We start from the raw sequence: 12,863 nt of genomic DNA, 5'->3' as shown, positions 1-12,863 counted from the left end.
TTCTCATAAAGAAATGTTATGGTATATTGAACAAACATATAAAAACAAATGGTCAAGAAGCCAAGTAGAATTACAATTTAAAGCTAAAGCTTATGAAAGATATTTAATTAATCCAGATATTTCTATACAAGATAGGGAAGTATCTATTAATACTGAATTAAATGAAATTGTAAAAGATACTTATGTTTTGGATTTTATAGGAGTAAATGATATTACTTCCGAGAAGAAATTACAAAATAGTATATTATCTAATATTCAAAAATTTATCTTAGAACTAGGTCAAGGATTTTCATTTGTTAGAGAAAAATATAAACTACCAATTGATGATAAAGAATATGAAATAGATTTGTTATTCTATCATATTCCTAGTCATTCATATGTTGTTATAGAATTAAAAACAACAAAGTTCAAACCTGAATATATAGGGCAATTATTATTCTATACAAATTATATTGATGACTATGTCAAAAGCGATTTAGATTCGCCTACTATTGGTATTGTACTATGTAGTGAAGCTAATAGTGTTGTATGTAAAACAACACTTAAGAATACTAAAAATTTAGCAATTTCAAAGTATAAGGTGATTGAAGAATTAACAGAGTATCTAGAAAGAAAGTTAAATGAGGAATAATATTCTCGGTTTTTATCCGCGAAAATTCAGAGAATCTATTGAATCGGGAGCTATAGGAAAAATCAAAATACTTAATGTATAACCAATACTTTTTTCATTTTATACTTTGCATATTATTTGCAAAATACTAAAAAATCCTTTCGTATTATTATGCGTAAATTTTTAATTAAAGCGTGGATGGTGATTTTCAATGAAATTAAAAAGGTTGATACTAAGCCATTTAGTACCAACTCTGTGCAAATTAGGAATATGAAAATAAAATGAATCCCCTTTACTATGTATTCTAATTAATAATACAATGATATCATGCTATATATTTGCTGTCGATTAATTTATAGATAGAAATATAGAAAATATACTTAAAGATTGGTATATATCCTATGATAGCCATATAGATGGTATTTTTGTCGAAAGGTTCGATAAAAATGATTGCAAAATTACAACATCTATGGCTGAAAAATATTATTTAAGAATCAAATCTAACCTTACTTTGACAACGATTATTGAAAGAAATAGCTGTTATAGTTATTACTAGTGCTGGTTCTTGTGAAATGGGTTTTACCTGGGTTGCAGAAAAAAGTGCTGCAAAGCCTATTTTAGATTTGCTAGAGAAATACGGCATTCATATTTTAAATGTATAGAATAAAATGCCCCAACAACTAAATGCTAGGGCATTTTTTTAATTTAACTTTTTTACTGGCACATCCATATAGATTTTTTCAATTGCGAAATGCTCACGCTCTTCTTTTGTAAAAATAGAAACAATGACATCATGACAATCGATTAAAACCCATGGAGATTCTCTGCCTTCAATACTTCTTACATCGAAATTGTTTTTAGCACATTCATCCTCAATGTAAGAAATTACGGATGTGGCTTGACGTGCTGAATCTACAGAAGCTAATACCATCTTATCATAAAATGGGCTTCTTTCCTTAGTATCATATACTAAGATATCCTTTGCGTTAACCTTTTCAAGGCAATCAATTATTACTTTTTCTAAGCTCATCTTCTAAAACCTTTCTTTTATATTCTTCTTTAACCTTAATTTGCAGAGGGTGGGCCTTATGGCCTAGAGATTCCTCAAATTCTATTGTTCTTTTTAAGGATTCATATATCGCTAAATTAAGATTATTATCATCAACTAATATTTTTCTAACCTCTATACAGGATGGATACACTCTATTCTTTTCTGTATAGTCTGCAATCATTATGATTGCTTCTAGCATACTCATATTTGGTCTACCAAAGACATGATATTTAATAGCATTATAAATATCTATATCAAAGTCCATAAGCCTTTTATATGCTTCTGCAGATAAATAGGCATGATATAGGAATGGATATTCCTCACATTCCTTAATCTCCTCCTCTGTAAGTATACCTAAAGCATCCTTTGGATCATCATATTTAGAATAATCATGCATATAGGCAGCCACTTTAGCCTTTTCAACATCAACATTATATCTTTTTGCTAAGAACTCTGCCATTAAAGCAACACCAAAGATATGCTCTAATCTTTTTTTATGACCATCCTTATATTTTTCTTCTACTAAGGCTTTTGCCTTATCCGATAATTGCATTTGTAAAATAAACCTCCGTAGATTCTAATACCTTAACCTCAATATCACATTCTCCAATAACCGATACAAAGCCAAAGCCAGAGAACCATACATCTCTTTTTCTTTGGCCATCTAAATGAACAAATAAGGTCTTATATTTCATTTTAGATGCCTCAGCCTCTAAAGGTGGATTTAAAAGCTTACCTAATTGTGTTTTGAATAATTCCTCTACTCTTTCTGTTTTACATCTATGAATATATAAATCATTTGATGCATATACAATTGCAGAAATCTTTTCATGAGAGGTAAAGCTTAGGGCTGCAAGCCCTGCAAGCATAATCGAATTACCATTCGTAATTTGATAGGTTAGAGGCTTCATTTCATTATTTGGAATAATCTTCTTATAGGATTCCGGTAATAATACATTTAAAACATCCGATGGATTAATTAATCCTGGTGTATCGATAAATGCCTTATTATCACTAAAGAATGGAATTCTTATTTCATTTAGGGTAGTACCTGGAATTACAGATGTAGATACAACATCATCTGTAATAGAGGTATTCTTCTTTAATAATGCATTAATTAAGGAGGATTTACCTACATTGGCACATCCAACAAAATAAACATCTCTTTCCTTTCTTGCAAGATCAATGGTTCTTGTTAAATCCTCAATGAAGTATCCCTTCTTAGAGGATACAATATGAATAGCATCAACCTTAAAAAAGATTTTTTCACATTCGTGGCTTAGCCAGGATACTATATTTTCTACATTCGTTGAATGTGGAAATACATCATATTTATTCGCAACTAAAATGACATTTTTATTTCTTAATTTATCAATCATTTTTTTATTGAAGGTTGCCTTAAAGGCAAAAATATCCACAACAAAAACAATTAATCCATTCTTTCTTATAACATCATCGATGACATGCTCATATTCCTTGTTTGATGCAACAATTTTAGGCAATTCATTATAATGCATCATACGGAAGCATCTTTTACAATATCTACTTTCCTTTGAAAGTGTTGGAATAAATCCCTTTTCCTCTGGATTTTGATCCTGAAGTATTGCACCACAGCCCTTACATTTTCTTTCAATCATCTTTTTCACCTGCGAATTCCTTTAAATATAAATCATATTCTTCTCTTCTTTTTTTCTTTATTCTTCTTAAGAAGAAGGATTCAATTCCTCTATTTATTCTTGTAGATAATATATCTGTTCTTTTATCTATAGGCTCAATTAAGCAAACCTGAATCTTACATCTTTTACCACCTAAGACATCCGTCATTAATTGGTCTCCCAAAAGTAAGATTTCATCTCTTTTATATTCCCCTTTTGCAACCTTTTTTATAGCCTTTAAAATTCCTCTTTTTAAAGGCTTAGTTGAAAATTTAACATAAGGTATTTGATAAAGCTCTGCAAAATGATCGACTCTCTTTTTTCTTGAATTCGATACTAATATAAATTCAAATCCTAAATCTAAAATCTTCTTTTTAAATTCAAAGAGCTCTTCACTTGGATCTGTTTTTCCATAGGAGATTAAAGTATTATCTAAATCCGTTAGGATAAGTCTTATTCCTTTTTCATATAATTCTTCTAAAGGAATATCATATATAGATTTATAATAATAATCTGGAATAAGCATTTTAATCATAAAGAATACCTCGCTTGTATTATACCTTATTTTTTTTAAAAGAAAAGAATTATAATTATAATATTTTATATTATAAAACAGAAAAAAACAGACCGAAGTCTGTTTTCATCTTCTTTTACTTCTTTCCTAAGAAATCTGCAGCAGCAGGTAAAATAGCGACTACTCCACCAACAATAGATAGAATACCACCAATAACCCAACCAGCACCGATATGTACATCGTTTGTTGATGGCCAGCTATTTGCAGAAGCAAATGTAGGTACAACGATGAACATGAATACACCTGCAACTACGAATAATAATACTGCAACTAAGTTTAATAGGCCTGCAAACTTCTCTAGTGCATGAACCTTTAATAAAGGTAGAATGATACCTAATAATACGATAACTAAACCTACAAGAATGAAAATCCAAGAAAGTAAAGCTAACACAGATGGATTAGGTGCTAATAGGGAATCTTTATTACCGAAGATAGCATTTACTCCACTATAGCGAATTACGTGATTACCGCTACCTACAATAACAGAATTTGTAGCCATCATTAAGATGAATGCTACTACTACCAATACTAAAGAAATGAATCCAGAGTATTTTAATAATTTTTTCATTTGTAAACTCCTTTCCTAAGCATAATTATAATTCAAATTGTATTCATAATCAATTTTAAAGATAAAATTCATAGAATAGAAATACAAAATATATTAATTCGTTTCAATAATGTTTAAAGTTTCAATCAAATCAAATGCTTTAGAATCAAATGGACTATAAAGCTCTGCATTCTCAAGCACTCTTAAAAATTCAGTTAATTTTAAATCATTTTCAAGTGTATAGGTCTTTTTATATTTTTGTCTTGCTAAAGCAAGATCATTTCTTGCATAGGAATAAATTTCTAAGGATGGAATCTTACTCATTGCATAACTAATATAATAACATGGATTATCTAATACAACTCTTTTCCAATAAGCCGTAACATTTGTCTTATTCTCACCATAAATGGCATCCATAATGGTATCATATCCACCTAAGGCATCTCCGGCTTCCTGATAATAAATATCAAAATCATCTACAGAAAGTGTATCACTAGAATGATATACCCTATATTCAAAATCATTGACCATAGTAGCTAAAATGATTACTCTACATGCATCTAAAACCTCATCAATATGTAATACATCAACTACATTTGGTGTAAAGGAATTATCATTTTTAGAAAGCCATGCAAGGAATAATAATTCGTTGGCTTGAGAATGGGTTTCTGCTAAATCGTAGCTCATTGCGCCTGGACCATTTACCATAAAATTATTATAGTGACCAAATTCATGAATAAAGGTTAGTGTATTTTGGTAGCTTGGACCAAAATAGATAATAGGCTGATCTAGGGAGTCCATGAATAAATAGGTTGTAAAGGCACCATCGATATTCGCATTTACTCCACCTAGCCTTATATAGCCATCCTTGAGTATAAAATCTAAAGAATTCTTATAGGAATCACCAATAAATGTACCATAATCCTTAATATCCTCTATCATCGTATTATAATTTGCTTGATGGAAGGAATTCAATCTATTCTTTTCCTCATCTGTTAAGGCATTTACCTTATCCTCTCTCAAATTGTTTAAATTTTGCATTAAAGGTAATACTGTATCCTTCACATATCCATTGAAGGTAGATACCTCAGATGGAGTATATTCTCTTTCATAGATATCCTTATATGCATAATCTATATAAGAATCATACCCTAATAGCTTTGCTTCCTCTTTATAATTTTTAACTAAGGCTAAATAGATATCTGCCGTATGATCTTGAATCTCCTCATCCGTCAAATCCCTATATCCCTTAAGTAATTCCTCTTGCTTCTTTTCAAGCTCATAATAGGCATCCGGTTTTTTTGAATGGATAAGCTTTTGTATTTCTTCTTCCGTATAGCCTTGGAAGAATTGGTCCTTATAAGCAGAATCATACATATCCTGATATAAGCTTTCCTGCCACTTCGATGCCTCGGCTACAATATCATAAAAATACATATATCTATCATATGCAGAATCATCTCCTTGAGCATAATTGATATGCTCAATCGTTCTATAGGTTGCACAAGCATAAATGGATCTTTGAACGGATAGCCAAGACCCTACAAGCTCAAAATCATTTTTTCCCTTTAAAGCTTTTTCAAAGCGATCCATATTCTTTAATAGGGCATCATAATTTTCCTCATCCCATGTATAGCTTAAATCCTTCCTTACTCTCGTGCCATTACCATCTAGGATTAAGCATGAGGATAAGGACAATACGCTTAAGCCTACTAAGGCTAAAGAAAGTATTCTTTTTGATAATTTCATAAATACCACTCCATTCGACATAATAATTTTACCACAAATTATAGCATTTTCCTAATATTCCTTTTTAGGAATTTCTTTTAACCTATATTTTTCACAAATATTTTTAAATCCTTATCATTTCTATGAGCATGACCTTATTAAATTTCTTCGTTTTTTTATTCTTAAACCAAAAACGATCTCCCCTCTACATATCGATTTAATTAAAATTGGAATTAAATTCTTTATATCATATTTTTCTATATTTTTCCATTTCTTAAAAAACAAATTATTTTCTTCTTTTACTGATATCTGTATTTAAGATACGTCCAATGAGTAAGCTAAATTTAGAATCATGCACATCTATTTTTTTAATTTCAGACTCATTATAATTCGCATAACAATACTTATGATTACTATATTATATGCACCATTTACTATAGAATGCACATATATCCGATCGACCACTCGATTATAGCGTTAAAGGAAATAGAAAAAAGACGGGTAGTCTATTTTAGACTACCCTATTAATATTCTTCTATAGGAAATACATCCTCTGCATATTTAATCATATCACATACATGAAGTAAATCTAGGCTATTATCCTTCATTTCTATGAATCTATCTCTTATACAGTCTATGAATTCCTTTCTATTAGACATATAGGCAATATCTTCAAAATAATCACTTAGATAATAGAATTCTAAATCCGTTGACTCTTTAATGATTTCCATAGTCAAATCGATATCTACAAGTAGATAGCTTAATATATTAATATCTCTATCCTTAAGTATTTCATCTATATAGCCCTTTAATTCTTCTTTACTCATTTTAACTCCAATCTAGAATGATATCCTCTAACCAAATTTGTCTTAGGATAATATTCCATTTCAACATATTTATATCTTTTTAAATTCTCCATAATAGATCTATGTGCAATATCCATATTGTATAGCCTTAATATGACGATTTTATCCTTCATTTTACCTTGAAATTCAATTCCAACATTTTTATTTTTCATTTCAATTATACTCATTTTTGCAATTTGCATAATATCTGTTTTATATAAATCCTTATGGATTTCTTTTAAGATTTTATGATAATAAATAAATTCAAAAATAAGTAAAGGTAAAAATAGGGAAAAGAATAAAAAGGTATATCTTATATCACCCATAGGGGTGATAAAGACTAAAAATGTTAAAAGTAGGAATATAAAATATACACCAAGCTTTAAATAATGCTTTCCATTATAATAGCTTATTACAAATTCCTTATCCATTAAATCATCTCATCCTCTTTTGGATAGGATGCGATAGCACCCTCTCTTGTAATACTTTTTGCACAGAAGCGGTTCGAATAATCTAAAAGCTTATATAAGGCTCTAGAATCTAGATTTCTAATTTCAGATAAGCTCATTCTCTTCTTCGCAAGCTGTGCTAAGAAGGAGCCAATAAAGCCATCTCCAGCACCAGTAGTATCAACGACATTAGAAACCTTAATACCATCAACAGAGGCACTATGTAATCTCGTGTAGGCTTCAGCACCATCCTTAGCCTTCGTATAGATAATTAATTCAACTGTACCTTGGAATAGGAGAGGTAATGCATCCTTAATATCCTTACAGCCTGTAATGAATTCAAGCTCATCTGAGGAAATTTTTAAAATATGGCAAAGTGGAATAAACTGTTGAATGGCATTTTTTAAGGATATCTCGCTTTTCCATAGCATTAATCTTATATTTGGGTCAAAGGAAATAATCGCATCGTTTTCCTTTGCATATTCTATCGCCTTTAAATGAGATTCTCTCATTGGAAATGGTCCAATATCTACACTACAAAAATGGAGTGCATAGGTATTTCTAAACCATAGCTTCTTAATTTTATCTGGCTCTAATAGCATATCCGCACCAGGATTTCTAAAGAAGGTATAATTCGAATCTCCATTGTATAGCTTAGATACAAAGGCTAAGGAGGTAGATGCTTCATTTGTTCTATATAAATATTCTGTTGAAACATTATTCTCCTTTAAATATTCGATAATCTTATCCCCAAATTGATCCATACCAAGCATAGTGATCATACCAGATGGCACACCAAGCTTAGATACGGCACCACAAACATTACAAGGTGCTCCACCAACCTTAGGGCTAAAGGATTTTACATCTTTGACACTAAAGCCTACATCATTTGCAAGAAAATCGATTAAGGCCTCACCAATGGCTAATATTTTTTTCATGAAATCACTCCTCTCGCCATTATTATATAAAATTTTAAAATAAAACAAAAGAAAAAAAGCTCATGCGAGCTTTTTAAATTCAATTATCCTAATTTAACCACGAGCTTATCTTTGTCTTGATTTGAATCCTTTGGATTGTTATATGCATCCTCTTCTAATAAATCTAAAAGATTGAAATCATAATAGGATCCCATGTTTTCATCCATATCAAAATATATTTCATCATCATTCATAACAATCACCCAAACCTTTCAAAACTATTATAGTGATTTATTTTATAAAAGGAAGAGGAAATATATTATTTTATTCTTTTTAATATTAACATAATATTTCATTAAATTTTTTTATAAAAATATGTGCAAAACAACTATTGACAATAAAAAATTAAATGTACTTTCATGAAACTTATTTATTTTTTTCATGAAAGTACAAACATTGCTTTCTATAATAACCTAATCTAATATTGTTATATCCTGAATATCATCGAAGAAAATCTTCTCTTTTACTACCTTGATATATCTTGATGATGGATTAATATCCGAAACTAAGCCAGTAAATTCAATATAAGAATCTATAGAATAATAAACTACCTTTACCATAGAGCCCTTTTTAATGTTTGAAAATGCAAGATTTAGCTTATTATAATCATCCTCTGTGAGCTCCTTTTTTTCTACTAGGATTCTTTCTTTTTCATGAATAGCTTCCTTAAAGCCCTTTAATGCATCAAAGGGCATAAAGATTTTCGCTCTTTTTAAATCACTCACTATTATGTCCTCCAATCATAGAATTTCTTTCCTTCGCTATTGCAGATTCCTCTAAATCCTGAGCCTTTAAAATAGAATTTTTACCATATTTCTTCTTTAAATCTAAAATGGTATGGGATAGCTTTTCTTCTCTCTTTAGCTCCTCCTCATCCATAAATAAATCATAAGTTTTATAGGATTCATCCTTAATACCATAAAAGCCTATAGCAATACTTCTTATAATGCCAGATCTGTCTACATTCTTATCAAACATTTCCATAAAATAGGGATATAGGATTTTATAGGAATTTACATATTCATCTAACCTTAAGGATTGCATAGAAGGCATAAATCTTTTGTAGGGGTTTTCATCCTCGCTCCACTTTTCATGAACCTCTCTATAGGTTACACCAAAGGAAATTCCAGAACAAACAACTCCCCGGTCCACTAAATCTAAAATAGACATTTCAACAAGCTCAGAAAATGCAAGCCTTGCATCCTTAAAAGTATAGCCATGGCCTAAGATTTGATTTGAGGATATCGAATTGGATTCTGGTGTATATTCTTTTATTTCTTTAATGGTTGTTGGCTCTATACCATTCGCATGGTCAATTAACACTTCTGCGTTCACGCCAAATTCCTTATAAAGAATATCCTTATCCATATGGGCTACTCCATATAGATCATACACATTATATTTTTCTAATCTCTTTGCTGTACCCAAGCCTATTTGCCATATATCGGTAATAGGCTTATGGTGCCATATTCTTTTTTTGAATTCTTCTATATCTAAATAACCTAAATTATCGCTTCTATGCTTCGCATCAATATCCATAGCAATCTTTGTTAAAAATAAATTCGTACCTATTCCTGCAGTTGCTGTAATACCATAGGTTTTATAGACGTCATCGATAATTCTTTTGGCTAAATCAAAAGCGGATATTTGATACATATTTAAATAGGAGGTGACATCCATAAAGCATTCATCTATAGAATATACATAAATATCCTCTTTGGATATATATTTTAAATATATAGCATAGATATTTGCTGAATATTCAATATATTTTTTCATTCTAGGCTTTGCCATAATATAGGAAATATCCTTTGGAATTTCAAAAAGCCTACAGCGGTTATGTACACCAAGCTCCTTCATTCTTGGGGATATAGCAAGGCAAATGGTTGTAGATTCTCTATCTGGGTCTGCCACAACTAGCTTTGTCGTAAAGGGATCTAAGCCTCTTTCTACACATTCTACAGAGGCATAAAAGGTTTTTAAATCAATACATAAATAAGTTTTTTCTTCCATTTTATACCTCCATTCTTATTCATATTATACAATAATTTTTTTATAATTCCTTATAGGAAAAGATATTATTCTTTATATTTTGAAAAATGTGGTATATAATAATTGATGTTGGAGGTATGGCTTATGAAAATTGTTAAAAAGCTTGTAGAGGTTGAGGTTAATGTTTTAGAATATACAGATATTGCCGCAAAAATGATTGGGCTACAGGCTGGAGATTCTATTATTTTTTATTCAAAGGATTTTGAAAATGAGGATTTAGAAAGTGATATGGAAAAGGCATTCTCAAGCTTAGGCATTGAGGAATCCGATTCCTTAAGTAACGAAATCATTTTATATAAGCATCCAAGACATAAATCCTTAACCTATACTACACAGTGGAATAAGGATAAAAATGAATTAACCATCACAAGAATTCAACTATAAAAATTGGCCTAGATTTAAGTCTAGGCCTCTTTTATTTCTAATTCTTTATTTTCTTCAACTTGGGCATCCGCATGAATAATATATTTATCAAAGCCTGCATGATATAAGGCTAAATATAATGGTAAATAAATAATACTTACAAATAGAATCGTTGCAACACCAGTAATGATATTTGACGGAATCTTAGATATAGAATCTAGTAATGCTATCTCACTTGAGGATACCGCAATTCCCTTTAATAGCCATCTTAGGAAGAATTCACCTAAGGTATTAATTATAACAGAAATTGCTGTAACCGTTGAAATTGCAATATATACTCTTTCTCTATCCTTATTCTTTTTCTTAATTAAGAATGTAAATACAAGAACTAAGCTTAAAATTAGGAAGAATATTCCTAAGAATATAGGAACTAATACAGATAATTCTAATATCTTTTCATTTCCAAATAAGGAAATCTCAAAGCCCTTTGAGGTATAAACTAGATTCCCATTTTTATCATAATATGGATTACCAAAAATAAATAAGAATAATGTAGCTAAAAAGGATAGGAAGAATACTCCTGTTAAAGAATATAATGTAATTTTGGTTGCCTTATCTCTTTTAATTAATAATTTAAATAATAATCCAACACTAAAGCCTAAAATAAATTTAACAATAAATGTTCTTACAATAGTATCCCAACCATATCCTCCGGCTATATCATTTAATCCCATACCCAAGGACCCAGATACTCCACCTACAATAGGTCCTAGAAGCAATCCTGCAAGCACGCATACAAAATTACCTAAATGTACCTTAGCTCCTGTAGGTAATGGTACAGCTACAAAGGTTAATGCGAAGGCAAGTGCACTAAATAATGCAGTTAAAACTAATTTAAATAAAAAATCTTTTCTTTTATTCATCATAATCATCTCCTGCATATTATTATATAGTTTTCTGATACCTTTTAAATATCCAATTTTAAATATTTTTATGGCACCAGATAAAATGTGTGAGCTTTTGACTCACACTTTTTTTCATTTCTCAAAAGAATTATATTCTTTATTTTCTCTTCCGTAAACTACCCTGTAATTGAATTACCAAGCATCGATTTTGTGATTGTAAATCACAACTCCTCTAGGCATTCCCAGACCAATACTGCTACCTATTTTTAGGTTACACAGATAGGTAGCATCAGGAAGTATCGCTCCTGTTTGATTTATAATTTGCCATAGGCATCATAAGCAAATGTAGATACTATTAATCCATTAGTATCTATAATTCCTATAATATTACCTAATACATCTCTTATATAGAAGTATATAGTATTATTCTCTTTATATCCATAGATTTGATTATTGTCATCATAAAAACAATCTATTATGTATAAGCCTTACTATAGTTTTTAATGAACCTATTTCATGAGTAATTGACTCTTGATATGGCTTCAAGCCTTGATTTAGAGTTACTTACATTTTGTTCAATCCTTTTATCGTCATATTTATTTAAATATAACCTATACATAAAAAGAAATGAATAGCCCTTAAATAAGACAAAAGAGAATGTTAAAATTTGCAATTTTTGGGCCACCTATCTGGCCACTTATTCTTTTAACGCCAATGAAACTCTTCTAAATCACTATTAATATCTTCATGAATTACGTAAAATTCACCAGATATATAAGCTATACTTGTTTTTGATTTCAGGATTTCTTCTAGACAAAGACTTGGATGCGATTGCGTAGTATAATACGTGAACATATCACCAACTTCTATCTTAGGAGCATCTTCCACCTCTATATCATTTGAATATAGTTTTCCATCATAATAATAATGGTAATTGTTATCATCAAAGGAAATCAAGATTGTATAATCATTAAATTGTTTTATTAAGGATAGTTGCTCAGTTTTAATGTTATATTTCCATAACTTTACATCCGTTAATTGACTTATACAGGGGGTTATATCGTTACTACAATCTTCTTTGCATGTAGTATAAGTTGAGAAAACAAG

17 protein-coding genes are annotated in these 12,863 nt (G+C 30.0%); 3 read left to right on the top strand and 14 right to left on the bottom strand.

The genetic code is table 11. The features are described 5' to 3' along the window. Both SPJ17_RS03470 and SPJ17_RS03465 read left to right on the top strand, forming a co-directional pair. Positions 1–631, top strand: a 631-nt coding sequence (locus SPJ17_RS03470) for a PDDEXK nuclease domain-containing protein (protein ID WP_321092805.1), incomplete at its 5' end; no start/stop codon positions are given. Between the two features lie 503 nt (positions 632–1,134). Beyond that, positions 1,135–1,272 carry a hypothetical protein gene (locus SPJ17_RS03465; RefSeq protein ID WP_321092803.1) on the top strand — a complete coding sequence of 46 codons (138 nt, stop codon included), beginning with the start codon at positions 1,135–1,137 and terminating at the stop codon, positions 1,270–1,272. Between the two features lie 38 nt (positions 1,273–1,310). On the opposite strand, the gene rsfS is transcribed toward SPJ17_RS03465, so the two are convergent. From rsfS to SPJ17_RS03405, 12 genes are all read right to left on the bottom strand, one after another. After that, positions 1,311–1,640 (bottom strand): ribosome silencing factor, encoded by a 330-nt coding sequence (rsfS, locus tag SPJ17_RS03460; RefSeq protein WP_321092802.1) that lies wholly within the window; start codon positions 1,638–1,640, stop codon positions 1,311–1,313. Beyond that, positions 1,615–2,214 (bottom strand): bis(5'-nucleosyl)-tetraphosphatase (symmetrical) YqeK, encoded by a 600-nt coding sequence (gene yqeK, locus SPJ17_RS03455; RefSeq protein WP_321092800.1) that lies wholly within the window; start codon positions 2,212–2,214, stop codon positions 1,615–1,617. Before yqeK ends, rsfS begins: the two co-directional genes overlap by 26 nt. Next, complete coding sequence (yqeH, locus tag SPJ17_RS03450) at positions 2,198–3,298, bottom strand: ribosome biogenesis GTPase YqeH (RefSeq protein ID WP_321092798.1); 1,101 nt, start codon at positions 3,296–3,298, stop codon at positions 2,198–2,200. The genes yqeK and yqeH overlap by 17 nt, the downstream gene beginning before the upstream one ends. After that, on the bottom strand, positions 3,291–3,881 hold the full coding sequence (locus tag SPJ17_RS03445; RefSeq protein WP_321092806.1) for a hypothetical protein: 591 nt from the start codon (positions 3,879–3,881) through the stop codon (positions 3,291–3,293). Before SPJ17_RS03445 ends, yqeH begins: the two co-directional genes overlap by 8 nt. A gap of 85 nt (positions 3,882–3,966) precedes the next feature. Continuing rightward, positions 3,967–4,458 carry a hypothetical protein gene (locus tag SPJ17_RS03440; RefSeq protein WP_321092797.1) on the bottom strand — a complete coding sequence of 164 codons (492 nt, stop codon included), beginning with the start codon at positions 4,456–4,458 and terminating at the stop codon, positions 3,967–3,969. A gap of 93 nt (positions 4,459–4,551) precedes the next feature. After that, positions 4,552–6,186, bottom strand: coding sequence for a hypothetical protein (locus SPJ17_RS03435; RefSeq protein WP_321092796.1), 1,635 nt, complete (start codon positions 6,184–6,186; stop codon positions 4,552–4,554). A gap of 503 nt (positions 6,187–6,689) precedes the next feature. Further along, positions 6,690–6,992 carry a hypothetical protein gene (locus tag SPJ17_RS03430; protein WP_321092795.1) on the bottom strand — a complete coding sequence of 101 codons (303 nt, stop codon included), beginning with the start codon at positions 6,990–6,992 and terminating at the stop codon, positions 6,690–6,692. Next, complete coding sequence (locus tag SPJ17_RS03425; RefSeq protein ID WP_321092792.1) at positions 6,989–7,441, bottom strand: hypothetical protein; 453 nt, start codon at positions 7,439–7,441, stop codon at positions 6,989–6,991. The genes SPJ17_RS03430 and SPJ17_RS03425 overlap by 4 nt, the downstream gene beginning before the upstream one ends. Beyond that, complete coding sequence (locus SPJ17_RS03420; protein WP_321092789.1) at positions 7,441–8,397, bottom strand: carbohydrate kinase; 957 nt, start codon at positions 8,395–8,397, stop codon at positions 7,441–7,443. Before SPJ17_RS03420 ends, SPJ17_RS03425 begins: the two co-directional genes overlap by 1 nt. Positions 8,398–8,480: 83 nt before the next feature. Continuing rightward, positions 8,481–8,630 (bottom strand): hypothetical protein, encoded by a 150-nt coding sequence (locus SPJ17_RS03415; protein ID WP_321092786.1) that lies wholly within the window; start codon positions 8,628–8,630, stop codon positions 8,481–8,483. Positions 8,631–8,849: 219 nt separating this feature from the next. Continuing rightward, a complete protein-coding gene (locus tag SPJ17_RS03410) occupies positions 8,850–9,161 on the bottom strand; it encodes a YolD-like family protein (RefSeq protein WP_321092783.1) in 312 nt (103 codons plus the stop codon). Continuing rightward, positions 9,154–10,449 carry a hypothetical protein gene (locus SPJ17_RS03405; RefSeq protein WP_321092781.1) on the bottom strand — a complete coding sequence of 432 codons (1,296 nt, stop codon included), beginning with the start codon at positions 10,447–10,449 and terminating at the stop codon, positions 9,154–9,156. The genes SPJ17_RS03410 and SPJ17_RS03405 overlap by 8 nt, the downstream gene beginning before the upstream one ends. A gap of 123 nt (positions 10,450–10,572) precedes the next feature. Between SPJ17_RS03405 and SPJ17_RS03400 the strand changes: the two genes are divergently transcribed. Beyond that, positions 10,573–10,872, top strand: a complete 300-nt coding sequence (locus tag SPJ17_RS03400) for a hypothetical protein (RefSeq protein WP_321092778.1) — start codon at positions 10,573–10,575, stop codon at positions 10,870–10,872. Positions 10,873–10,892: 20 nt separating this feature from the next. Here the strand turns inward: SPJ17_RS03400 and SPJ17_RS03395 are convergent, their stop codons facing one another. Continuing rightward, positions 10,893–11,777 carry an ECF transporter S component gene (locus SPJ17_RS03395; protein WP_321092776.1) on the bottom strand — a complete coding sequence of 295 codons (885 nt, stop codon included), beginning with the start codon at positions 11,775–11,777 and terminating at the stop codon, positions 10,893–10,895. A gap of 684 nt (positions 11,778–12,461) precedes the next feature. Then, on the bottom strand, positions 12,462–12,863 hold a 402-nt coding region (locus SPJ17_RS03390), incomplete at its 5' end, for a hypothetical protein (protein ID WP_321092774.1).

It is taken from the genome of Anaeroplasma sp. (assembly GCF_034179385.1).
In the GTDB taxonomy this organism is placed as follows: Bacteria; Bacillota_I; Bacilli_A; order Acholeplasmatales; family Anaeroplasmataceae; genus Anaeroplasma.
Note: the sequence above shows the minus strand (reverse complement) of the source record. Positions and strands in the feature narration are given on the sequence as shown.